Source organism: Trabulsiella guamensis ATCC 49490, assembly GCF_000734965.1.
Lineage (GTDB): Bacteria > Pseudomonadota > Gammaproteobacteria > Enterobacterales > Enterobacteriaceae > Trabulsiella > Trabulsiella guamensis.
Genome location: NZ_JMTB01000051.1, coordinates 14,159 through 36,596 on the forward strand (window position 1 = coordinate 14,159; position 22,438 = coordinate 36,596).

The 22,438-nt window shown below is 53.2% G+C and carries 22 protein-coding genes; 7 read left to right on the plus strand and 15 right to left on the minus strand.

Annotated elements, in window-relative coordinates; genetic code table 11:
- Nucleotides 1–22 precede the first annotated feature (22 nt).
- Nucleotides 23–928 (minus strand): fructokinase, encoded by a 906-nt coding sequence (gene mak / locus GTGU_RS06780; protein WP_038155181.1) that lies wholly within the window; start codon nt 926–928, stop codon nt 23–25.
- Between the two features lie 91 nt (nt 929–1,019).
- Between mak and rdgC the strand changes: the two genes are divergently transcribed.
- Entirely contained in the window at nt 1,020–1,934 is a 915-nt protein-coding gene (gene rdgC / locus GTGU_RS06785; protein WP_038155182.1) for a recombination-associated protein RdgC, read from the plus strand.
- Nucleotides 1,935–1,964: 30 nt separating this feature from the next.
- Here rdgC and ppnP read toward each other — a convergent pair whose 3' ends face one another.
- From ppnP to GTGU_RS06805, 4 genes are all read right to left on the minus strand, one after another.
- Nucleotides 1,965–2,252: a pyrimidine/purine nucleoside phosphorylase gene (gene ppnP / locus GTGU_RS06790; protein ID WP_038155183.1), complete on the minus strand. Its 288-nt coding sequence runs from the start codon at nt 2,250–2,252 to the stop codon at nt 1,965–1,967.
- Nucleotides 2,253–2,327: 75 nt separating this feature from the next.
- Nucleotides 2,328–3,005 carry an AroM family protein gene (locus tag GTGU_RS06795; RefSeq protein ID WP_038155184.1) on the minus strand — a complete coding sequence of 226 codons (678 nt, stop codon included), beginning with the start codon at nt 3,003–3,005 and terminating at the stop codon, nt 2,328–2,330.
- 376 nt (nt 3,006–3,381) lie between these two features.
- Nucleotides 3,382–3,906 carry a shikimate kinase AroL gene (gene aroL, locus GTGU_RS06800; protein ID WP_038155186.1) on the minus strand — a complete coding sequence of 175 codons (525 nt, stop codon included), beginning with the start codon at nt 3,904–3,906 and terminating at the stop codon, nt 3,382–3,384.
- Between the two features lie 254 nt (nt 3,907–4,160).
- Nucleotides 4,161–4,619, minus strand: a complete 459-nt coding sequence (locus GTGU_RS06805) for a YaiI/YqxD family protein (RefSeq protein ID WP_038155188.1) — start codon at nt 4,617–4,619, stop codon at nt 4,161–4,163.
- A gap of 110 nt (nt 4,620–4,729) precedes the next feature.
- On the opposite strand from GTGU_RS06805, the gene proC reads away from it, so the two are divergent.
- Nucleotides 4,730–5,539 (plus strand): pyrroline-5-carboxylate reductase, encoded by an 810-nt coding sequence (gene proC, locus GTGU_RS06810; protein WP_038155190.1) that lies wholly within the window; start codon nt 4,730–4,732, stop codon nt 5,537–5,539.
- Nucleotides 5,540–5,591: 52 nt separating this feature from the next.
- Here the strand turns inward: proC and psiF are convergent, their stop codons facing one another.
- The 4 genes from psiF to GTGU_RS06830 form a co-directional block, all read right to left on the minus strand.
- Nucleotides 5,592–5,912 carry a phosphate starvation-inducible protein PsiF gene (gene psiF / locus GTGU_RS06815; protein ID WP_038155191.1) on the minus strand — a complete coding sequence of 107 codons (321 nt, stop codon included), beginning with the start codon at nt 5,910–5,912 and terminating at the stop codon, nt 5,592–5,594.
- A gap of 92 nt (nt 5,913–6,004) precedes the next feature.
- Entirely contained in the window at nt 6,005–7,435 is a 1,431-nt protein-coding gene (gene phoA / locus GTGU_RS06820; RefSeq protein WP_038155192.1) for an alkaline phosphatase, read from the minus strand.
- An 87-nt stretch (nt 7,436–7,522) separates the two neighbouring features.
- A complete protein-coding gene (gene iraP, locus GTGU_RS06825) occupies nt 7,523–7,783 on the minus strand; it encodes an anti-adapter protein IraP (protein WP_038155194.1) in 261 nt (86 codons plus the stop codon).
- A 201-nt stretch (nt 7,784–7,984) separates the two neighbouring features.
- The gene (locus tag GTGU_RS06830) at nt 7,985–9,178 is read right to left on the minus strand and encodes a multidrug efflux MFS transporter (RefSeq protein ID WP_038155196.1); all 1,194 of its coding nucleotides are present in this window, start codon (nt 9,176–9,178) and stop codon (nt 7,985–7,987) included.
- Nucleotides 9,179–9,450: 272 nt separating this feature from the next.
- Between GTGU_RS06830 and ddlA the strand changes: the two genes are divergently transcribed.
- Nucleotides 9,451–10,545, plus strand: coding sequence for a D-alanine--D-alanine ligase (ddlA, locus tag GTGU_RS06835; protein ID WP_038155197.1), 1,095 nt, complete (start codon nt 9,451–9,453; stop codon nt 10,543–10,545).
- 33 nt (nt 10,546–10,578) lie between these two features.
- Here the strand turns inward: ddlA and GTGU_RS06840 are convergent, their stop codons facing one another.
- Complete coding sequence (locus tag GTGU_RS06840) at nt 10,579–10,791, minus strand: DUF2754 domain-containing protein (protein ID WP_038155199.1); 213 nt, start codon at nt 10,789–10,791, stop codon at nt 10,579–10,581.
- A gap of 252 nt (nt 10,792–11,043) precedes the next feature.
- Here GTGU_RS06840 and GTGU_RS06845 point away from each other — a divergent pair, with 252 nt between their 5' ends.
- A complete protein-coding gene (locus tag GTGU_RS06845) occupies nt 11,044–11,346 on the plus strand; it encodes a YaiY family protein (RefSeq protein ID WP_038155201.1) in 303 nt (100 codons plus the stop codon).
- On the opposite strand, the gene GTGU_RS06850 is transcribed toward GTGU_RS06845, so the two are convergent.
- From GTGU_RS06850 to GTGU_RS06860, 3 genes are all read right to left on the minus strand, one after another.
- Nucleotides 11,343–12,446, minus strand: a complete 1,104-nt coding sequence (locus tag GTGU_RS06850) for a DUF1615 domain-containing protein (protein WP_038155203.1) — start codon at nt 12,444–12,446, stop codon at nt 11,343–11,345. The genes GTGU_RS06845 and GTGU_RS06850 overlap by 4 nt on opposite strands.
- Before the next feature lie 13 nt (nt 12,447–12,459).
- Complete coding sequence (gene sbmA, locus GTGU_RS06855) at nt 12,460–13,680, minus strand: peptide antibiotic transporter SbmA (RefSeq protein ID WP_038155204.1); 1,221 nt, start codon at nt 13,678–13,680, stop codon at nt 12,460–12,462.
- A gap of 129 nt (nt 13,681–13,809) precedes the next feature.
- Nucleotides 13,810–14,343 carry an isochorismatase family protein gene (locus GTGU_RS06860; protein WP_038155205.1) on the minus strand — a complete coding sequence of 178 codons (534 nt, stop codon included), beginning with the start codon at nt 14,341–14,343 and terminating at the stop codon, nt 13,810–13,812.
- A 202-nt stretch (nt 14,344–14,545) separates the two neighbouring features.
- Between GTGU_RS06860 and ampH the strand changes: the two genes are divergently transcribed.
- On the plus strand, nt 14,546–15,703 hold the full coding sequence (ampH, locus tag GTGU_RS06865) for a D-alanyl-D-alanine-carboxypeptidase/endopeptidase AmpH (protein WP_038155207.1): 1,158 nt from the start codon (nt 14,546–14,548) through the stop codon (nt 15,701–15,703).
- A gap of 2 nt (nt 15,704–15,705) precedes the next feature.
- On the opposite strand, the gene GTGU_RS06870 is transcribed toward ampH, so the two are convergent.
- Together GTGU_RS06870 and GTGU_RS06875 are read right to left on the minus strand one after the other, a co-directional pair.
- Nucleotides 15,706–16,332, minus strand: coding sequence for a helix-turn-helix domain-containing protein (locus GTGU_RS06870; RefSeq protein WP_038155259.1), 627 nt, complete (start codon nt 16,330–16,332; stop codon nt 15,706–15,708).
- Between the two features lie 92 nt (nt 16,333–16,424).
- Nucleotides 16,425–19,232: an autotransporter outer membrane beta-barrel domain-containing protein gene (locus tag GTGU_RS06875; protein ID WP_038155208.1), complete on the minus strand. Its 2,808-nt coding sequence runs from the start codon at nt 19,230–19,232 to the stop codon at nt 16,425–16,427.
- Between the two features lie 406 nt (nt 19,233–19,638).
- On the opposite strand from GTGU_RS06875, the gene hemB reads away from it, so the two are divergent.
- On the plus strand, nt 19,639–20,613 hold the full coding sequence (gene hemB / locus GTGU_RS06880; RefSeq protein WP_038155210.1) for a porphobilinogen synthase: 975 nt from the start codon (nt 19,639–19,641) through the stop codon (nt 20,611–20,613).
- Nucleotides 20,614–20,736: 123 nt separating this feature from the next.
- Nucleotides 20,737–22,437, plus strand: a complete 1,701-nt coding sequence (gene olsF / locus GTGU_RS06885) for a bifunctional ornithine lipid synthase OlsF (protein WP_038155212.1) — start codon at nt 20,737–20,739, stop codon at nt 22,435–22,437.
- The last annotated feature ends 1 nt before the right edge of the window (nt 22,438 follow it).

Here is a 22,438-nt window from a genome sequence, read left to right on the forward strand (position 1 = left end):
GTGATTGTCGCAGTATGTGAGGCTAAAGCGGCCACAACCAGGCGGCGCCGCGAACGCCGCTGGAGTCGCCATGTACCGCTTTGCGGATCGGGGTTTCACACTCGCCGCCAAATACCCAGTTTTTCACCAGCCCCGGCACGGTTTTGTACAAACGATCTACATTACTCATGCCACCACCGAGCACAATCACGTCCGGGTCGAGAATATTCACCACATGCGCCAGCGACTTCGCCAGCCGTAGTTCGTATCGGCTGAGCGCCAGTTCCGCGATCGGATCCTGCTCCTCAACCAGGTGCATGATTTCATTCCCCTTCAGCGCCTGACCGCTCAGCCGCTGAAAATCAGTGGCAAACCCGGTACCGGAAATAAAAGTTTCAATGCAACCCTGTTTCCCGCAGTAGCACGGCACTTCCGCGCGGTAACGCAACTCGTCGTCATCCATCCACGGCAGTGGATTATGCCCCCACTCGCCTGCCGTGCCATTGCCGCCGATATGCGAACGACCGTTGATCGCCACCCCCGCGCCGCAGCCGGTGCCGATAATCACCGCGAAGACCGTTTGCGCCCCTGCCGCCGCGCCGTCCACCGCTTCTGACACGGCCAGGCAATTGGCGTCGTTCGCCAGACGCACTTCACGATTGAGACGCTGGCGTAAATCCTTATCAAACGGTTTCCCGTTGAGCCAGGTGGAGTTAGCATTTTTCACCACGCCGGTGTAGGGCGAAATCGAACCCGGAATGCCCATACCGACAGTGCCCTGCTGGCCGGTCTCTTTTTCTGCCATCGCCACCAGCGTCGCAATGGTTTCGATGGTCTTATGGTAGTCATCACGCGGCGTCGGCAGACGATGACGAAAAAGCTGTTCACCCTGGTCACTTAGAGCGACCACTTCGGTTTTTGTGCCGCCTAAATCAATGCCTATACGCACAGAACGCTCCCCTGGTCCGGATTAACAATGCAAGCGTAGCGACAATTCGCTATCATGCCCGCTGGTTTCAAACAATGCCGTGGAAATTAACATGCTGTGGTTCAAAAATGTAATGGTTTACCGTCTCAGCCGCGACATCACGCTGCGTGCTGAAGAGATGGAGAAACAGTTAGCCGGACTGGCATTCACTCCGTGCGGTAGCCAGGATATGGCAAAAACCGGCTGGGTACCGCCGATGGGTTCACACAACAGTGACGCGCTGACGCACACGGCGAACGGCCAGATTGTTATCTGTGCGCGTAAAGAGGAGAAGATCCTCCCCTCTCCGGTGATCAAACAGGCGCTGGAAGCCAAAATCCAGAAACTGGAAGCCGAGCAGAGCCGCAAGCTGAAGAAAACCGAAAAAGATTCCCTGAAAGACGAAGTGCTCCACACGCTGCTGCCGCGCGCATTCAGCCGCTACAGCCAGACCATGATGTGGATTGATACCGTCAACGGGTTAATCATGGTGGACTGCGCCAGCGCGAAAAAAGCCGAAGACACCCTCGCCCTGCTGCGTAAAACTCTCGGCTCGCTGCCGGTGGTGCCGCTGTCGCTGGAAAATCCTATTGAACTGACGCTGACCGAGTGGGTCCGTTCCGGTACGGTCGCGCAGGGGTTCCAGTTGCTGGACGAAGCCGAGCTGAAAGCGATGCTGGAAGATGGCGGCGTGATCCGCGCGAAAAAACAGGATCTGGTCAGCGACGAAATCGCCGTGCATATCGAAGCCGGAAAAGTGGTGACCAAACTGGCGCTCGACTGGCAGCAGCGCATCCAGTTTGTGCTTTGCGACGATGGTTCCCTGAAGCGCCTGAAGTTCAGCGATGAATTGCGCGATCAGAACGATGACATTGACCGCGAAGATTACGCCCAACGTTTTGATGCGGATTTCATTCTGATGACAGGCGAGCTGGCCGCGTTGATTCAGAATCTGGTCGAAGGCCTGGGCGGCGAAGCCCAGCGCTAAAAGGAGTCCCGGCACAAGGCCGGGATTTTTTTATTTCAGATAGCGGCAAAGATAGGAGGTCGGTTCCGCGACCTGCAGATGAAACTCGCTATGGCCAGGCACACGGAACACCGCTCCGGCTTCATAGGTTTTCCACTCGGTTTCCCCTGGCAACAGAACGTGCAGCGCGCCGCTAACCACCGTCATCTCTTCTGGTTCTGCGGTACCAAAGGTGTACTCCCCTTCCGCCATCACGCCAACGCTGGCTTTGCCTGTACTGCTGCTGGTAAATCCAATGGATTTCACTTTGCCGGAAAAGTATTCATTACTTTGAAGCATAAACTGGCCCTTATCGCTTAAGTTAAGCTTTCAATATAGGGGCCAGCGTGAAGGGCTGTCACGCAAAAAAACACGTTACACCAGCAGTTCAGCGGCCAGGCGCGCCACCAGGATATTTGAAAGCAATACCGGTACATCCAGCGCCTTTTGCAGGAGATCACGATGCTTCTGGCTATAACCGAGACAATCCAGCATCAGCACATCCGCGCCGCTGTCAATTAACTCGCGCCCGGCTTCCACCATTTGTGCGTCGGTGTGCTGCATCGGATCTGCCAGAGCAAAACGAGGCGGGTTTTCCAGAACCTGCCATTTCTGTCGCTGCGAGGGGATCAACTCTTTTAGCGGCACGAGCACCCCGACGTGATGGCCATCTACGATTGACGCCACCAGCGGCGGAATAATCCGCAACGGCTCCAGCAGAATGGCATTGCGCGCGACGAGACTGGTAATCGGCGCGGTGCTCATGAACAGGATCACGTCATAATTCTGCTGATCTAAAACCTCGATAACGGCCTGCAGATCGCGCACCACTTTGGCTTTTGACACATAAACTCTTTCGTTGTCGTTCAGTAACGACACGATCATCTCTTCGCCGGGCTCAGCAGCATAATCTTCCATCACCTCTTCACGGGTCATTTTGCCAAGCAGGCTGATATGAGTGATTTGGTCTTCCCTGATATTCTCGGTCAGGTAGGGTAATGCCTCATTGACTGGCACGACACCAATAGTAAGAATCGCCAGGCTTGCACTCATGTTATGTACCTTTCATTCAGACTGCGTCTGCCCTGGCAGAGCACAGTCTCTCCACTACTTTTTGAACAGGCTTACGACAGATATCCGCCTTTTTTCTGGTTATGAAAAGAACCGTTCAAAAGCGTAGCATCTCCACTGGTCATCGAAATGTAAAGATTCCAAATGATTCCAAAACTCACCTGAAATATCCTGAGCTTAACCTCTCATTAACACTTTCGATTAATGAAAAGTGTGATTCACGCCGTACCAGGCATATTTCGGCGTACCGGAAAAACATTAATGGCGCATTTTTTGCTCATTCAGCGCAAACCGGAGCGGGCAAAGAGAAGGAATTAGCAGCAAGACAGCCCCGTCCACCCGGGGCTGGGGTAAGGGATTAGCTGGCGCGGGCGACCTGTAATGCAGTCAGGATTTCACGCACCACCGCTTCCGGCGCACCGCTGGCATCCACCACATGATGCGCCGTCTGACGATAAAGAGCGTCACGTTGCGCCAGTACCTCGTGTACCTCTTCACTGATCGGTTTGCCGGTCAATGTCGGGCGCTGCGCTTCTTCCGGAAACGCTTCCAGACGTTCCGCCAGCACGGACACTGGCGCATTAAGATAGATCACTATGCCATTGTTGCGCATGAAGTCCCGGTTCACCGGGGAAAGGATAATCCCGCCGCCGGTCGCGATCACCGTTGCGGGTTGCGTAACCGACTGCAGCGTCGCGGTTTCACGTGCGCGAAACGCTGACCAGCCCTCTTCTTCTACAATCTCGGCGATAGACTTCTGCGCCTTCGCCTGTAATGCCTGGTCGGTGTCGATAAAGATAAATCCGCAGGCGCGGGTTAACGCCTCGCCAACAGTCGTTTTTCCGCAACCGCGGGCGCCGATCAGAAATATAGGTTGTGTCATAACCTGGGGATCCCCCTGGTACCGCAACGCGCGGGATGGTCGTTCAACGAAAAGGGTACCCGTCAATGAGTACATGTCTATGTGTAAAATTATATTTACGAATCACTGCTAACACATTAACTAATAAAGCCTGTTTCTGGCACTATGATCATTAAGTGTAAACATTTAAGGTCAGCTTATGTTTCGCCAACATTACATGAAAGCGTCAGCTTTTGACAAGCTTTCTGACCCTGCACACCCGCGCCGGACGGAGGTTAGCCCTGCTGACGTTTCACGCGAAGTAACCATTTCTCCAGCTCTGCGGCAAAGTGTTGTCGGTCCCGTTGCGATAAGCTGTCCGGGCCGCCAGTCTGAATACCGCTGGCGCGGAGTGTGTCCATAAAATCTCGCATCGTCAACCGTTCGCGGATCGTCGCTTCGCTGTAACACTCGCCACGCGGATTAAGGGCGACACCGCCTTTTGCCAGCACTTCCGCTGCCAGTGGAATGTCTGCCGTGATCACCAGATCGCCGGGCTGGCACAGCCGTACAATTTCGTTATCCGCAACGTCGAACCCGGCAGCGACCCGTAACGTCCGGATGACGCGCGACGGCGGCACTCGCAAATTCTGGTTTGCCACCAGCGTGAGCGGGATTTGCGTCCGCTCGGCCGCCCGAAAAAGAATATCTTTGATGACGTTCGGACACGCGTCCGCATCCACCCAAATGGCCATTGTGACTCCTGAAGATCCTGTCAGCGGGCTATTATCTCGTGCTTTTCCCGCCAGAGATAGTCACAAGATGTTAAGCTATATCGCTATAAAACGAGCTGAGGGAGAACGTGATGGAGAAGAAGATCGGTTTTATCGGCTGCGGCAATATGGGCAAAGCCATTCTCGGTGGGCTTATCGCCAGTGGGCAGGTGATGTCCGGGCAGATTTGGGTCTATACCCCATCACCGGACAAGGTTGCCGCCCTGCATGATGAGTTCGGGGTCAATGCCGCACAAAGTGCTCAGGAGGTCGCGCAAATTGCAGACATCGTCTTTGGCGCCGTAAAACCAGGCATCATGGTCAAAGTGCTGAGTGATATCGCCTCCAGCCTGAATAAAGATTCCCTCGTCGTTTCGATCGCGGCAGGCGTCACGCTTGAGCAACTCGCCCGCGCGCTGGGCCACGATCGTAAAATTGTTCGTGCAATGCCGAATACCCCGTCACTGGTAAAGGCCGGCATGACGTCTGTGACGCCAAACGCACTGGTCACGCCGGAAGATACCGCCGATGTGCTGAATATTTTCCGCTGCTTCGGTGAAGCAGAAGTGATTGCCGAACCGATGATCCATCCGGTGGTCGGCGTCAGCGGCTCCGCGCCGGCTTACGTGTTTATGTTTATCGAAGCGATGGCTGACGCCGCTGTGCTGGGCGGAATGCCTCGCGCGCAGGCCTATAAATTTGCCGCGCAGGCGGTGATGGGCTCCGCCAAAATGGTGCTGGAAACAGGTAAACACCCCGGCGAGCTGAAAGATATGGTCTGCTCGCCAGCAGGGACGACTATCGAAGCAGTTCGCGTTCTGGAAGAGCGCGGGTTCCGCGCCGCCGTGATTGAAGCGATGACGAAGTGCATGGAAAAATCGGAACAACTGAGCAAATCCTGACGCGGAAAGCACGTCGGGTGCAACGTAAACCGTTCACCCGACGTGCTAAGCGTTAACCCTGTTTCTTCAGGCAGGCACTCATAAATTTACTGCGATCATCCCCTTTGAGTGACTGCTGCGTGGCCTGCGAATTACACTCACGCATTTTCTGTTGCTGCGGCGTCAGGCTTTTCTCATTTGACGCCGACGAGCCGTTCTTCAGGCAATCACTCATATAAGTTTTCCGCGCATCGCCTTTCAGCGATTTGGCGGTCGCCTGCTGGTTACAGGTCGTCATTCTCTGCTGCTGCGGCGTTAAGGTTTTCTCCGCCGCATTCACCGTCGTCATCACCGCCATGCCAAAGAGCAATGTCACCAGTAATGTAATTTTCATTGCATCATCCTTCTGAGAGTTATTCCCTGTAAGTCTGGTCGGTTACGGCAAAAAAACCACCCGACAGCGCGTTTTCACTGCCGGGTTTTTCCTTATTTCAGCGCGAGCGCGTCTTTCATGGTGTAGAAGAGATCGGTCTGATCGGTTAAACCAATGACATTCGCGGCATGGGGGCCATAAGCGGCGATGCGAAGCTGCGCACCGGTATGCTCCATCGACTCTTCTTCAGAATTGCCGTAGGTCATTGCCATTACCGCGCCGTCTTTAGTGTTCAGCGCCTGCGACAGTCCTGGCGCTTTAGTGTCTGCCGGGATGATCTGGCTGGCATGGGCATGGTCAGCAGTGACAATCACCAGCGTGTTACCGTCTTTTTTGGCAAATTCCAGCGCCTTTTGCACGGCTTCGTCAAGATCGACCGTCTCACCAATCTGACCGCACGGATTTGCCGCGTGATCCTGTTTATCAATGGATGCGCCTTCAACCTGCAGGAAGAAACCTTTTTCGCCATTGCTGAGCAGGGAAATGGCCTTTTCGGTCATTTGCGCCAGTGTCGGCACACTCGCGTCTCGTTTTGGGTTTGGTGTACAGGTCACGGCCGGTTTGTCGATATTGCCGTGGAAAGAGGCCTTCGGCCCTTCCCAGCGCACAGGCATGTTCCCCTCGGAAAACAGACCCAGCAACGGCTTATCCTGATTAGCTTCGGTGATGGCATCCAGTGAGCTTGCATCGCTGACTAACTGATAGCCACGCGCCTGCGCCTGCTCGCGCAGCGTTTTGCCCTGCCATTCGCCTGCCGTCGCCGTTTCGGAGAAGGTTTTCGCACCGCCACCCAGGGTGACGTCAGCACGCGCATTCAACAGTTGTTCGGTAATCGAGCCTTTACCGCCTTTTTCCAGCGCGTTGCCCGGGCATTTTTCGCTGGTCACGACCGGACCGTAGCATTTGCGTGATGTCACGTGCGAAACCAGCGCCGCAGGCGTCGCATCCTGTAATTCGGCCGTAGAGACGTTCCCGGTTTTTAAACCTGCCGCTTTTGCCATTTCAAGAATTGTGGTGTGATCTTTTTCGTGAATATCCACACCCAGCGCGCCGTTATAGGTTTTCACCCCGGTGCTCCATGCGGTGGCGGAAGCAGCAGAATCCGTTACGTAATCCGGTTTGCCGGTTTTCTTATCTAATGCGTAATGGGTGTATTGACCGGTAAGGGGTAATGCATCAATCCCTTTAAAATAACCACCTGCCCCTTCGGCATAATTTCGCGCGGCAGTAATTTCTGAATCCCCCATACCGTCGCCAATCAGCAGAATAATATTCTTTGCCTTGCCACTGTTAATTGAAGCGCGGATAGCGTCGGTCTGATCCGCTGATAAACGACGGGCTCCGCCAGGCGTAGTGATATCCCCCTGCGCAGCACGATTATCCAGCACCGCTGTTGATGTCATTTCTGCACCAATAACGGGAGCAGTCAGCAGAGGTAATAATGCGATGAATATTGCGCTGTATCTCACTTTTATCTTCTCCATGTAATAAATACTTTTTAAAAAACAAGGAGACTTTATAAAAGGCAGATGACACTCTTATGACAGCATCCACCACGTCAGCGCGGCGCGTTAGCTACGCGGATGCCGTAACAACTTATTTAGATATTGCCTTAATATTTCCGTATCGCGCTCTGACACGTAAGCCCGGGGATCGGCCTGATCCAGCGCGGATTCGACATCCGTCACCAGCGCTTCGAATTGATTTTTTTCCATATGCCGGATAAGCGCAGTCACGACTATTTCCAGCGCCTCGACTTGTGCGGTCAACTCTTTCGCTTCCTCTTCTTTTTCAGCAAGTTTCACCAACAACTCTGCAATAAGATTTTTCATGGTGCTATTTCCTTTTCAGAAGGATTCCGACATTAACACATTTTTCAGAACATACCTGATAAAAGTCGTATTTATTTTGCATGAAATAGAAAAAATTACAGCTGAAAGTTTTAGCGAAACGTTTCTATGGCAAGGCTAACAGATCGCATACCTGTTTTGTGCGTTGAAATCATAAGGAAATAATTTGCGGCAGGGTAAATATTATTTTTTTGCCGCACGACGAAGCGCAAAGCGAAGCGGGAATAAATTGATCAGGACCACAATAGCCGTGGCGACAAATACCCAACGGAAACCTGCCATCGCTGATACCGAGGCACCCATTAACGGACCGGCGACATTCCCCAGATACATAAAGGACTGGTTATAACCGAATATACGCCCCGTGACTTGATCGCTGGAATATTTGAGTAGCAGCGTTTGTACCGCCGGTAGCATGGCGCCATCAGCGAAACCTAATAAGAAACGTAGAATGCCGAGTTGCAACGGCGAGGTCACAAACGACATCGCAAAAAACATCACCACGGCACAGCATAATGTCGCGAGAAGAATACGTCCGGTGCCAATACGATCGCCCAGCTTGCCCAGTCGCGGCGCAGAGATCAGCGCTGAGATCCCAGGCACAGCGGCAATCATCCCGCTGAGAAAAGCGATATTATTGCTGTCCGGCGCCATGGATTTAATAAACAGCGCCAGAATTGGGCCAATGGAGCCATTACAAAGTTGGATAACCATCGTCGTAACGAACAGGCAAATTACCAGCCCAGGATACGGTAATGTGGCAAATACTGCTTTTCCGCTCAGGCGATCCGCTTTGCTGATGGTCGGACGTGCGCTCTCTTTAATGAGGAACAGTGTGACCAGAAAGCTGACGGTCAACAGGATCGCCGTAATGAAAAACACCGCGCGCAAGCCGACATGATCCGCCAGAAATCCCCCCAGCAACGGACCGCCTATCACGCCGCTGATTTGCGCCGTCGACAGCGTACTGAGCGCCCAGCCGCTACGCTCCCTGGGTACCTGAGAGGCGACGAGCGCCATCGCATTCGGAATGTACCCGGAGGTCAGCCCCATGATCGCGCGCAGAATAAATAGTTGCCAGACGTTGGTGGCAAATGCTTGTAACAGGATGGCAATCGCCATGCCGAGCGACGCGCGCAACAGCATGAGCTTACGGCCTTTACGATCCGCGAGGCTGCCCCACATTGGCGAAACAATGGCAGACACCAGAAACGTGACGCTGAAGGTTAAACCAGACCACATTGACAAGGCTTCGTGAGACGTGACACCCAGCTGAGAAACATACAGGGGAAGAAACGGCAAGATTTGGCTGATAGCGAGCCCGGTAAAAAAACACCCAAACCAGACTGAGATGAGATTAACCTTCCAGGATTCCATAACTGCGCGTTTTCATTCACCTTATGAATTGATTAGTCAGCTTAGCAATACACTGACCAGGATATATTGCGTTAGATGCGCTGTCGATAAATTCAGGGTTTTATCTCACTCCCGTCTTATTTTGTGAACTTTATCACGTTTATTTTCTTCTTTCTCAGCGTGTTGTTCTCAGCACCGCACTGAGAAACAGCCGCTTTAAAGATTATGGCAGATGCACCGAAATCGACGTGGTATGGTATGTGCTTTGAGTTTTTTAGCGGATGAATGTTGAGATGGCAAAGTTGCGGGTGGGCATTGTTTTTGGCGGTAAATCAGCAGAACACGAAGTGTCGTTGCAGTCGGCGAAAAACATCGTTGAAGCAATTGATAAAACAAAGTTTGACGTGACCCTGCTTGGGATCGATAAGCAAGGCCAGTGGCATATCAATGATGCCAGCAACTATTTGTTAAACGCGCAGGATCCCGCGCACATTGCATTGCGCCCTTCGGATATCACTCTCGCGCAAATTCCAGGTAAAGCGGTACAGCAGTTGATCAACGCGGATAACGGCCAGCCGCTGCCTGCCATTGATGTGATTTTCCCGATTGTTCACGGCACGCTGGGCGAAGATGGTTCGCTGCAGGGTATGCTGCGCATGGCTAACCTCCCCTACGTGGGTTCTGATGTGCTCGGCTCTGCCGCTTGTATGGACAAAGACGTCACCAAGCGCCTGCTGCGCGACGCTGGCCTTGCCATCGCGCCCTTCATTACGCTGACCCGCGCGAACCGTGATCGCATTCCCTTTGCAGACGTTGAAGCGCAGCTCGGTTTGCCGTTGTTTGTAAAACCGGCGAATCAGGGTTCATCCGTTGGCGTCAGCAAAGTCACCAGCGAAGCGCAGTATCATCAGGCTGTCGCGCTGGCATTTGAGTTTGACCATAAAGTGGTGGTGGAACAGGGTATTAAAGGGCGTGAAATTGAATGTGCCGTGTTAGGCAATGACTTCCCGCAAGCCAGCACTTGTGGCGAGATCGTGCTGAACAGCGAGTTCTACGCCTACGACACGAAATACATTGATGACAATGGCGCGAAAGTGGTGATTCCGGCGGCAATCGACCCGGAAGTAAACGACAAGATCCGTGATATTGCGGTCAGAGCGTATCAGACACTGGGCTGTAGCGGCATGGCGCGCGTCGATGTCTTCCTGACGGCAGATAACGATGTCATTATTAATGAAATCAATACCCTGCCCGGATTTACCAATATTAGCATGTACCCCAAACTGTGGCAGGCCAACGGGCTGGACTACACTTCGCTGATTACCCGTCTGATTGAACTGGCGCTGGAACGCCATCAGGCCGACAGCGCGCTGAAAACGTCCATGTAACTTTAACGCCAGGCGGCCACTGGCTGTCTGGCGTTATTCCGCCGGGGTTTCTTCCTCCGGGCGACGACGAATAATAATACCCGCCAGCCAGAAGCTGATTACCCAGGTCACCAGGCCGACCGCGTATGTCTGCCAGCCCTTCGCTTCAAAGCCAAGCAGCCCCACAAGACCATTAAGAATAAAGATCAGGCCAATCGCAAACGCGTAATAATGCCAGTCGCGGCGGATTTTTACAGGCAGGTTCATGGTCGCTCCAGAAAAGAAAATCGTATCATCACATATTCAGCGTTAAACGTCTGCGGAACCCGCGACAAATCTGAAAAATGTGTCACGTTGTCCTGCATTAACGCATTTGTGATCGCCGGCAAAATTCCACCATCTCAGACGATTCCTGAGAGAAAATTACCATAAATCTGATATTGACAAACGACAACCACTGTCACACTTAAGCCATATTCACTGGACAGGAATCCAGCACGATATGTCCGGGAGGTGTATATGACAGATTTCTCCATGTCGAAACCCATTATCAGTGGGAAAAAAAGGGAATCTTCCGCGCCAGGTAATATCGCCTATGCGCTGTTCGTATTGTTATGCTTTTGGGCAGGCGCTCAACTCCTCAACATGCTGGTACATGCGCCAGGTGTCTATGAACATCTGATGCAGATGCAGAATACCGGTCGTCCGCGCGTGGAGATGGGTCTTGCGGTCGGCACGCTGTTTGGTTTAGTGCCCTTCCTGACAGGTTGCGCCCTGTTTGGTGTAATTGCCCTGTACCTGCGCTGGCGCCGTTACCACTAATTCTGCGCCATACAACGGGCCCGACGGTCATCAACGCGTTTTGCGAACCACGCCGTGGTGAGATTACGCGTGATCTTCGGGCTCTCAAGCTGGATGCCCGGCAGTACGGCTTTCGGCAGCGCTTTCCCGGTCTTCGCTTCCGCCAGTCTGAATACCCCTTCGTAAACATCTGTCTTTTCAAACGCCAGACTGTCGCCTTTCTGTAACTGACGATGGATCTCGCTGTTGCTTAACGACAGGCGCGACGCCAGTTTGCGTACCGCCATTTCCGTTGTGCCGGGCTCATCGCTATCGTAGCGGATAAGATCGCCATCAAGCGCCAGTTTCACGCCCGTCGCTTTACTGACTGCGTTCTGGAACGCGGCATTGCGGCTGGCGTACCATCCGGCATTAAAATCCGCAAAGCGGTAGAGCGGCGCGTTGTAATTCGCCGGATAGTTCAACAGATGATACGTGCCAAACCAGATCCCGCCACGCAGGGAAAAGACCTCTTGCCGTACCGTTCCCGCCATTTTCCACGGATATCCAACCGTATGCGCCTCGGCAAAAGCGATGCTGACCTGCATCGGGCCGCCGGTGTGAACCGGGTTCAGCGATCCAAACAGCGTTTGCCCCATCGGCACCATATTAATGAAATCGTCAAAAATCTCGCTGAGCTGCTTTTCCGTTTTTACGTTGTCCAGCCGTTCGCTGTAGCTTTTGCCGTTCGGGGATTTAATTTTCAGTGCGGTATGCACCAGCATGGCCGGAACGTGCAGGCGCGCCGCCCGCCTGTCAATCTCTTTCCAGGCAATGCCACTTAACCCGGGTACGGCGGGGTCAGCCTGATAGTTAGACTCCTGCTGCGCCACCGCCAGCACCGAGCAGACGTTTTCTACCGTGGGTGCCAGCTTCTGGCTTTCAAATGTCCTGGCCATGTTCTGCGCCCACGCCTCGCGATTTTTAACGCTGGCAGGCATTTTATGCCGCACCACGGCCGCCACATCAACCGCCTTCTCGCCCTCCTTAAATTCAGGCGCTTTGCTGGTACAGGCACTCAGGATGGCACCGGCCAGCAGCGTTAATGAGACAGAACAAAAACGTGATACGGCAATGGTCATAAGGCTTCCCTGTTTAGCTAAACGATGGCGTTACGGGCTGGCTGTCGGGGTTATCCAGTTCGCGCTCAAAACTCCGCAGACGTTTGTAGATGGACATCAGCTCCACCAGCGTGGTCCACGAACTGATGAGATACTGGAACGATCCGCGTACCTGACCGAAGGCGTTGGTGATCTGCTGCATCAACCCCAGCGTGATTGTACCCGCGACAATCGACGGGAAAAGCAGGAACACACCGAAAACGTTATCCACCTGCAGGTAGAGGATACGCGCGATGTTGAAATACATGTAATGGAAGTAAAGACGGAAATAGTTCCGCCGTACGGCCTCAAACAACTCGCGAACGGTAGGCGGTGTGGCGCGGGCCGGATCATCCTCGCCATACACCAACTCTTTACGGTACGCCGCTTCCACACGCTGATTCTTAAAGGCCAGTCCTGGCAGTTTAATCCCCACCACCGCCAGCAAACCGGTTCCCATCAACGACCAGACAATCGCCGCGATGACCAGCCCGTAGGGAATGTGTCCGACAATCGGCAGTTCCTCGACGTGCGGCGACAGCGCCACCAGTACCGGCAGAAAAGCGATCAGCGTCATTACTGCCTGAATAAAGCTGACCCCCATATCCTCCAGCGTGGAAGCAAAACGCATGGTGTCTTCCTGCACACGCTGTGCCGCCCCTTCGATGTGGCGAAGGCGCTGCCAGTGCGTCATGTAGTATTCGTTCATTGCTGTACGCCAGCGGAACACATAGTGGCTGATGAAAAAGTTATTCAGTACGCCGACCACGACCGCAATCAACGCAATACCGAGAAACACGCCAACTTCAGTGTAGAAGCGTTCGATAGGGATTTTATGCGGCGAACTGAGGGCGGTCTGGATCAGATCAAAGAATGGCGCGTACCACGCATTGACCGCGACCCCCACTTCCACCAGAAACCAGGTCACAAAGATGATCAGCGATGAGCCCAGAATCGACCAGTATTGCCAGCGATGCGGGCTGTATGTAAACCAGAAAAGAGCGAACGCCGCCACGCAAAAGGCGTAATAGGCGTAAAACAACAGATAGCCGCCAGACCAGAAGCGCGCGGCGCTGATGGGAACATTATTACTGACGTGGGCAAGTCGCTCGAAGAACGCGCTTCCCCCCGCTTGCCAGAAGACAACGGCAATCAGCGCCCAAATAAATGCCGAAAGGAAAAACGGCCCCGGCTTTGGGAAAAAAGACTTAAACATATTACTCTCCTGCTAATTTCTTATTGTTCTGGCCATTGCTGTGTCAACACATCGCCAACCGCAGCAACGCTGCGGCAAATAAGGGAAACCAAACGGTCAGACCGCTCAATGAGACAGGAAATTAACGGCTTAGTTCGTCAACCATTCCTGTAGAATTGTTTCGACGGGTTTCACGTAAACGGGATTGTCGGGCACGATGAGATCTCGCCAGACATCATTATGATGGGCAATCAGTGTTTCGGCCGGGGCCGCAGGCCGGTTGGCGGTGGTGTGAGCATCTTCGGCAACCGTGATGGCATAGCCGCGGCTGGCGCCGTTGCGGATCGTGGTATCAACGCAATAGTCAGTCGCGCAACCGCAAACGACGAAAGCGTGAATGTCATGCGCGGCAAGCTCATCGGCGAGCGTCGTGCGGTAGAAGGCGTCGCAGGCGGTTTTGGTGATATATAACGCGTTGTCCGGTTGCCACAGGTCAGGCAGCAGAGCAAACCCTTCACTCCCCTCTTCGAGCCCGCCTGCTTGCGCATGCTGAATGAAAATGACGGTATCCGCCACGCGGGTCAGACGGTTAATTTGTGCGACACAACGTTCTGGCTGGAGACGTGGTGTGGCGAAAACACCATTTTGCATATCGACGACCATGACTGCTCGTTTTTCGACCATTCTCTGCTCCGTAAAAGTATCAATTCTACGACTATCATAAGCGCCAGATCACAAAAGTGGATGCCTCATCGCAGGAAAACTTTCTACATTTACGCGTCGTTACGTTTTTATCAGAACGATTGCTGTGAAAGGGGCTTTGCATCGCGCCGGTAAGTAGTATAAATACGCATTATCTTTCTCTTTCAATTCATGGACACACCCGTTGAAACGTAGTCTGTTGTTGAGCATTGCACTGTTGGCGTCAACCCTGTCTGTGGGGCAAGCCGCCCGGACCTCCCCCGATCCTGTTTTTGCCTCTGATATTGTTGACCGTTATGCCAATCACATCTTTTATGGCAGCGGTGCGACAGGCATGGCGCTCGTTGTAATTGATGGTAACCAGCGGGTATTCCGCAGCTTTGGTGAAACTCGCCCCGGCAATAACGTGCGTCCGCAACTGGATTCAGTGATCCGCATTGCATCCCTGACGAAACTGATGACCAGCGAAATGCTGGTGAAACTGCTCGATCAGGGAACGGTGAATCTTAATGATCCATTAAGTAAGTTTGCCCCGCCCGGGGCGCGTGTTCCCAGCTATAACGGTGCACCGATTACGCTGGTGAATCTGGCGACGCATACCAGCGCCTTGCCACGTGAGCAGCCCGGCGGCGCGGCGCATCGTCCGGTGTTCGTCTGGCCCACCCGCGAACAGCGCTGGAGCTGGCTCTCAACCGCCACCCTGAGAACCGCGCCAGGTTCACAGGCCGCCTACTCCAACCTGGCGTTTGACCTGCTGGCAGATGCACTGTCAAATGCCGCCGGGAAACCCTATCCGCAACTTTTTGAAGAGCGCATTACCCGTCCGCTGGGGATGAAGGACACCACGTTTACGCCATCGCCGGACCAGTGCCAGCGCCTGATGGTGGCGGAGAAAGGTGCCAGTCCGTGTAACAACACGCTGGCGGCAATCGGTAGCGGTGGCGTCTACTCCACGCCTGGTGACATGATGCGCTGGATGCAGCAATTTCTTTCATCTGATTTTTACTCCCGTACCGCACAGGCGGATCGGATGCAGACGCTTATCTACCAGCGTAGCCAGCTGACGCGCGTCATCGGGATGGACGTTCCCGGCAAGGCCGATGCGCTTGGTCTGGGTTGGGTCTATATGGCACCGAAAAATGGTCACCCCGGAATCATTCAAAAAACCGGTGGTGGTGGCGGTTTCATTACCTATATGGCAATGATCCCACAGCATAATATTGGCGCTTTCGTGGTGGTGACCCGTTCACCGCTGACGCGCTTTGCCAATATGAGCGATGGTATTAACGATCTGGTGACGGAACTGAGTAACAACAAACCCGCCATCGTTCCGGCTTCCTGAGTTTAATAATCTAAAGGCAAGCGGTTGATGCTCAACAGCTTGCCTTTATGCATTCTGATATATTCTCCCTGTCTCAGCGCTGCGAGGACTTCGGCAATTACCGAACGGGAGATCCGTGTCCTTCGCTGGATGTAGTTCATCACGCCGACGCGTAAGCGCAATGATTCATCCCATTTCGCCATGATCAGTAACGACGCGCGGATTTGGTTATAACTGTTGCTGCCCACCAGTTGGTTATCGCGCATTTCCAGGATCCGGTGCTGCCAGGTCATCCAGTAAAAAGCTTCTCGCCAGAGCGTGTATTTTTCCAGAAGTTCTAATGCCTGGGCGGCGGGGAGATAATAGCCGCTGCACTGCATTTCCGTGGTGAGCTGATAATCGATCTGATTGGTGATCACGCCCGCTGCAAGGCCAATCACACAGGGTGCCTGTGCGAAACCAAGCAGCACCTCATTATGCTTGCGGATCAGGGAAGCACACCCCTGTAAAATAACAATGGTGTACTGATTCGCCTGCTTGTCCGCGGGTAAAATACTCTCTCCCTCCGCGACGACAAACGGCGTACCGTGAGTATGAAAGTACTGATTAAGGATATCGAATTCAATGAGTGGTTTGTTCAGTTGTGGCATATCGGGTAGTCCTACAACAATGCCCGCCATTTTCATGACGGGCATCAGAATGTTAACCCCATCAGGAAGGAAACCCTTCCTGCCAGACAGTATTACCAGGTGTATTTCACGCCGGCGTTAGCAGCCCAGTCCTGATCAACATCGCCGCCACCGAGGTAGTTCACACCGGTATAGGCGCTAAAGTTTTTGGTGAAGCTGAACTGGCTACCCACACCAACACGTACCGCTGAGCCTTCAACACCGTTATCAATGGTATCGCCGTTGATATCCGCGTCATTGTTGGAGTCGTCATAGACGTACGCCAGCTTGAAGTACGGCGTCATCGCCTGATCGCCAAAGTTGAAGGTGTAACCCGCATCCACGCCCAGCTCATAACGCAGGCTGTCGTAGTCCTGGCTGTTGACGCGCATATCGTTGCTCAGACGATAGCTGTCGCCAGACTGGAACAGGCCGGAAATGCTGCCGTACGGGGTGATATAACCGGTATCGTTAAGCTTCCAGTCATAACCGAGTTTCAGGCCGAATCCCCAGGCATCTGACGTGGTGTTGCCATCAACATAGTCGCCATTGCTCATGGTGGCGGTCAGATCATTGTTGAAACGAGTGTAGTTCAGGTTGCTGTCAAAGAAGACGTTGTTAGCAAAATGCGCTGAAGAGTAGAGGTAAGCTAACTGGCTGTCCTGATCAACCTGGCCGGAACGATCGCTGAGATCGCCTTTGGCAAAGCCTGCCGCCGCACCCACGATCCACTTCGCGTTGTTGCCATCCACTTTGGTATCCAGACCCACCATCAGACCATTGACGTCCTGATCGTAGTTGATCACGCCGTTGTCGCCGTTGAAGTTGCCACCGAAGTAGCTCACCCAGGCGCCGCCGTTGTCATCAAAGCCGTGACGCGCGCTGTTCAGACGGTTGTTCAGCGTATCCTGTTGCAGGTTCCAGATGTTGGTATTCGCTGACGGAATGCTCAGCGCCATGTTGGCATAGTCAGTCAGACGCTCCTGATGCAGGATCACCGTGTCACCCTGCTGCTGCGCTTCATAGGTATACGCACCGAGATCGGCTCGGTTTGCTGCAGTGAAGGTGGCCGCGGTATCAGCATTGTTGTCATACACACGAATCACTTCGTTGTTCTTGTAATCCGCGATGGAACCCGCGCCAGTGGCGTTATCAATGCGAACTTTGTAGTTGCCCGCCACATCACCGTTCACCGCCAGGTGACCATCAGAATTCAACGCCACCACGCCGTAACCGTAGTTAGTTTGTGATTTATCGTTGCTGTGACCGTTAAGCATATCGCCATTCAGGACATAGTCGCGGCTGGCAACGTTGAACGTACCGCCGTTGGTCAGTGTCAGTGTTGCGGTATCAACCTGGCCCAGCCCCAGGTTCAGTTGCGCGCCACCATCAACGGTAATCGTGTTGGCATACAGTTCAGCCGTTTCTTCTGTCAGCGTCGCGGTACTGTAGCTGTTGAGGTTTACGCTGTCGGTCGCTACGCGGCCGGAATCGCCAATATTCAGTGAGGACGCATTGTTCAGGGTCACATTGTCAGAAACCAGATCAGAGGCTTCTACGTTCACCTGAGAACCGTTGTTAACAGTTAAGGTGTCAATCAGAGAAGATTTACGGGTATCCCACTCGGAGCCGTGATCCAGAGTGACGTTGAACAGGCCGCTCTGATACACCTCATTGCCGGTGACATGGCTGCCTTCGCTGAACGCAGTGTCGTTGTCATCAATACCGTACGTTGAGGTTGGCCACAGGCTGTTAGCGGTGATGTCATACAGCGTCGCGGTGGCTTCTGTACCCGCAGCCACGCTGTCGTAAACACCGTCACCATCGCTGTCTACCTGATGAACGGAAACAGCCGCGCCGACCCACTTGCTGCCGTTATCCAGCGTCAGATTCAGGCTGTCAGTGCCATCCCAGCCGTTAGTGTCAGGATTGGCATCGGTATCGCGGTAGCTGTCCGCCCCGTTCGGGAAGAAGTTTTCGTCGAAGTTACTGGAGAAGACCACATCACCGGTTAAGGTAGAGTTACTGAAATTAGCGGTGGTCTGCATGGCATTATCCGCAGAAGGATTTGCCACAACCGCCAGCGCGACATCGTCCGCTGTCCAGGCTTTCCCGTCGTAATCGCTGGCATTGCCGGAGCGGCCAAAGAAGCCTTCAGTGCCTTCGTCTGACCAGGAACCGGACGTCACCACAGAGTCTTTCACGTTGATGGTGTTATTAAATACTTCGCTGCTGTTCACACCCGTACTGACGGTATTGTCGTCAGTATCCTGCCATTCATAACCCTGCGTCAGAGTAATACCGGCGACATGGGAATTATTTTGAATGGCGAGATCAACTTCCTGATCTAATGTAATTGCGGTGCCGAGACCATATACATCGACCACATGTGTATCCGGTGCATCATTCCAGGTGCCGTTGTAGGTATAATGCTCATAGTTATCATCAATGGTTGAGTGATCAACCGTTAATGTCAGGCGGTCGTAATAATAATCCGCGCCGCTGCGATTATCGCATTCGGTGGTCATACACGCGGAAGTGATCATGCCATGAATGGTACTGTTGCTAATGGTGAGACTATTAGGATTGGAATTAGTAGAGAGGCCGTCATCGAGATAATAGGTGGAGATAACACCGTTTACTGTTGCGTTATTGATGACCGGATAAATATCACCATTATAAATACTATCAGCGCCGTAATTATTCCAGCCGACATATCCATGATAATAAACTCCGTCTGTATAAGTCGCATCATTATAATGAATAAATGTTGTGTAATCCGTATTCGATATATCCGTTGATGCATTAGCCTGAGAAGCGATTGCGAGCGCACAGGCCATTGCTAATTGAGATACCACAACTTTCTTTTTCCACGAGTGCATTTGTTATCCCTCCTCAGGGACTTATTATGTTGGTCCATCAAATAAGATTAAATTGCGGTTGAATTATGCGTTCCTGATACAAGATAGTTCAATTAATCTTTGGTAGAAGTTCGAAATCGGACGCAATATATTCTTGCAAGGTTTTGAATGAATATTTTTTAATTTATTGTTTTCAATGGGTTAAGCAGGGAGATAATTAACAAAATATATCCCATAAATATAAACAATAAAAACAGTGCATTCATTATTTATATTTTCATAGTTATACCTATTATTTAATTAAATAGATTTTTCGAGAATGTGATCAGGCGAACGCCCCGGCAGAGGGATAAGCCCCACTTTGATAAACAATCAGGGCCGAGATCGGGTAGACTAAGCTGAATGTTCCACAAACATCAGGCATACCATGACAGCTCTACTTAATCGCCCACGTCGCCTGCGCAAAACCGCTGCGCTGCGCGCCATGTTTGAAGAGACAACACTGACCTTAAACGATCTGGTGTTGCCGATCTTTGTTGAAGAAGACATCGACGACTACAAACCTATCGAAGCCATGCCAGGCGTAATGCGCATTCCAGAGAAGCATCTGGCGCGTGAGATCGAACGCATCGCCAACGCCGGGATCCGCTCCATCATGACCTTCGGGATTTCCCATCACACCGATGCCACAGGCAGCGATGCCTGGAAAGAAGACGGTCTGGTCGCGCGGATGTCGCGCATCAGCAAACAGGCGGTGCCGGAAATGGTGGTCATGTCCGATACTTGTTTCTGCGAATATACCTCGCACGGCCACTGCGGCGTGCTGTGCGATCATGGCGTGGACAACGACGCGACGCTCATCAATCTGGGCAAGCAGGCGGTGGTTGCCGCCGCCGCTGGCGCTGATTTCATCGCCCCGTCGGCGGCGATGGATGGTCAGGTGCAGGCAATCCGCGAAGCGCTGGATGCCGCTGGTTTCACCGACACCGCAATCATGTCCTACTCCACTAAATTTGCCTCCTCCTTCTACGGCCCGTTCCGTGAAGCGGCAGGTACAGCGCTGAAAGGCGACCGCAAAACGTACCAGATGCACCCGCTGAACCGCCGTGAAGCGATCCGTGAATCCTTGCTCGACGAAGCTCAGGGTGCTGATTGCTTGATGGTAAAACCGGCGGGCGCTTACCTGGATATTCTGCGTGATATCCGCGAACGTACCGATTTACCGCTGGGGGCCTATCAGGTCAGCGGTGAATACGCGATGATCAAATTCGCCGCAATGGCGGGCGCCATTGATGAAGACAAAGTGGTAATGGAAAGCCTGGGCGCCATCAAGCGCGCGGGGGCGGATCTTATCTTCAGTTACTTTGCCCTCGACCTCGCCGAAAGAAAACTGCTTCGCTGATTTACAGGCCCGGAAGCCCCGCGCTACCGGGCCTGTTTCCCTCATTCAAAGCTTCACTAAACTGCAATACAAACGACACGTTGACCTTCTACTGTCTGCCACAAGACGACAGGAGGAATCACCATGTTTAGTCTCGATAATGTTCTTGATGACCTCTGGCCACAGGCAAGACCCGCGCCCTGGCAAAAGAATTTGCTCAGGCGTCTGTTACACGAGGAAGAGTTTCAGACGTTTGCCGCACGCCACTCGCATTTACGTGGACTGGATATGGTCGAACAGGTCCTTGAACACTTACAAATCCGCTGCAATATTGCCCCTCGTGAACTCGAAAACATCCCCGAAACGGGCCCTCTGGTGATCATCTCGAATCATCCTACCGGTACACTCGACGGGCTGGCATTACTGTATGCGGTGTCCCGCGTGCGCCGTGATGTAAAAGTTGTCACCAACCGCATGCTCAGCCATCTTGAGCCACTGAGTCACCTGTTTATTCCGGTCGATAACATTAACGGCGGCACACGCAAATCCTCGCTGTCGCTGATGGAACAGCAATTACAGAGCGGCGGCGTGCTGATCTTTTTCCCGGCAGGTGAAGTCTCGCGCATGACCCGCCAGGGCATCGCTGATGGTCACTGGCATTCCGGGTTCATCAAACTGGCGGCGAAATTCCGTGCCCCGCTGTTGCCGGCATTTATTCACGCCAAAAACAGCCCACTGTTTTATGCCAGCACCCTGCTCTCCCCGACGCTGGCACTGCTGCTGTTAATGCAACAGATGTTTCGCCGTCGCAACTCGACGCTACCGGTGACGCTCGGTCAGCGCATCGTGTGGGAGAGCTGGCACAATGCGCAGACACCCGCCCGTGAACTGGCGAAAAAATGTCGTCAGCATGTTGGCTTACTGGGAAAAGGTCTGCCAGGGAAATTCAGAACCGAGAGTGCGATTGCGCGCCCGGAAGAGCGTGCCGTGCTTCGCCGCGAGCTCAGTAAAGCGGAATGCCTTGGCCGCACTGCTGATGGCAAAACCATTTATTTGTGGCAGCGCAACGGTCAGGAAGAGGCCCCACTGCTCAGAGAGCTGGGACGTCTGCGTGAAATTGCCTTTCGTGCTGTCGGCGAAGGCAGCGGTAAGCGCCGCGATGTTGATAGTTATGATGATGACTACCTGCATCTGATCCTGTGGGATGAGGTGGATCTGGAGATTGTCGGCGCCTACCGTTTTATGCCTGGTGCCATGCAGCTTGATAAACGTGGCGTGGAAGGGTTATACAGCCACAGCCTGTTTCACTATGACGAACGGATGAATGACATCCTTCGCGAAGGTATTGAGCTTGGACGCAGCTTCATTCAGCCGCGCTACTGGGGCCGTCGTGGGCTGGACTATCTCTGGTTTGGTATCGGCGCTTACCTGGCGCGTTATCCGCAGTATCGCTACCTGTTTGGCCCGGTGTCGATTTCAGGCGGATTACCGCCCGCTGCGCGAGATTTACTGGTCGCGTTTTACCGTCTCTGGTTCCCGGCAATGCATCCGCTGGCTGCGTCACGCCGCCCCTATCCTGCCAGCCTCCCTGAGGCGCTGGCACAATTTGGCGGTGAAGATTACACCGAAGATCTGACGCGGCTGAAATCGCTGCTCGGCAACCTCGGGTGTGGCATTCCTCCACTGTATAAACAGTATTCCGAGGTATGCGAACCCGGCGGCGTGCAGTTTATTGATTTCGGCAGCGACCCGGATTTCAACGACTGTATCGACGGCTTAGTGCTGGTTGATCTGACCCTGCTGAAAGCCAACCGCTACCAGCGCTATATCGGGGCGCATCTGTAAT

Bases quoted from the DNA above. Each gene is read 5' to 3' on its own strand.
- proC (WP_038155190.1), top strand. From the start codon at position 4,730: ATGGAGAAGAAGATCGGTTTTATCGGCTGCGGCAATATGGGCAAAGCC.
- GTGU_RS06870 (WP_038155259.1), bottom strand. From the start codon at position 16,332: ATGCCACAACTGAACAAACCACTCATTGAATTCGATATCCTTAATCAG.
- sbmA (WP_038155204.1), bottom strand. From the start codon at position 13,680: ATGTTTAAGTCTTTTTTCCCAAAGCCGGGGCCGTTTTTCCTTTCGGCA.
- GTGU_RS06860 (WP_038155205.1), bottom strand. From the start codon at position 14,343: ATGGTCGAAAAACGAGCAGTCATGGTCGTCGATATGCAAAATGGTGTT.
- GTGU_RS06845 (WP_038155201.1), top strand. From the start codon at position 11,044: ATGACAGATTTCTCCATGTCGAAACCCATTATCAGTGGGAAAAAAAGG.
- GTGU_RS06850 (WP_038155203.1), bottom strand. From the start codon at position 12,446: ATGACCATTGCCGTATCACGTTTTTGTTCTGTCTCATTAACGCTGCTG.
- hemB (WP_038155210.1), top strand. From the start codon at position 19,639: ATGACAGCTCTACTTAATCGCCCACGTCGCCTGCGCAAAACCGCTGCG.
- psiF (WP_038155191.1), bottom strand. From the start codon at position 5,912: ATGAAAATTACATTACTGGTGACATTGCTCTTTGGCATGGCGGTGATG.
- iraP (WP_038155194.1), bottom strand. From the start codon at position 7,783: ATGAAAAATCTTATTGCAGAGTTGTTGGTGAAACTTGCTGAAAAAGAA.
- olsF (WP_038155212.1), top strand. From the start codon at position 20,737: ATGTTTAGTCTCGATAATGTTCTTGATGACCTCTGGCCACAGGCAAGA.
- ddlA (WP_038155197.1), top strand. From the start codon at position 9,451: ATGGCAAAGTTGCGGGTGGGCATTGTTTTTGGCGGTAAATCAGCAGAA.
- GTGU_RS06840 (WP_038155199.1), bottom strand. From the start codon at position 10,791: ATGAACCTGCCTGTAAAAATCCGCCGCGACTGGCATTATTACGCGTTT.
- rdgC (WP_038155182.1), top strand. From the start codon at position 1,020: ATGCTGTGGTTCAAAAATGTAATGGTTTACCGTCTCAGCCGCGACATC.
- ppnP (WP_038155183.1), bottom strand. From the start codon at position 2,252: ATGCTTCAAAGTAATGAATACTTTTCCGGCAAAGTGAAATCCATTGGA.
- GTGU_RS06830 (WP_038155196.1), bottom strand. From the start codon at position 9,178: ATGGAATCCTGGAAGGTTAATCTCATCTCAGTCTGGTTTGGGTGTTTT.
- GTGU_RS06875 (WP_038155208.1), bottom strand. From the start codon at position 19,232: ATGCACTCGTGGAAAAAGAAAGTTGTGGTATCTCAATTAGCAATGGCC.
- GTGU_RS06795 (WP_038155184.1), bottom strand. From the start codon at position 3,005: ATGAGTGCAAGCCTGGCGATTCTTACTATTGGTGTCGTGCCAGTCAAT.
- aroL (WP_038155186.1), bottom strand. From the start codon at position 3,906: ATGACACAACCTATATTTCTGATCGGCGCCCGCGGTTGCGGAAAAACG.
- GTGU_RS06805 (WP_038155188.1), bottom strand. From the start codon at position 4,619: ATGGCCATTTGGGTGGATGCGGACGCGTGTCCGAACGTCATCAAAGAT.
- phoA (WP_038155192.1), bottom strand. From the start codon at position 7,435: ATGGAGAAGATAAAAGTGAGATACAGCGCAATATTCATCGCATTATTA.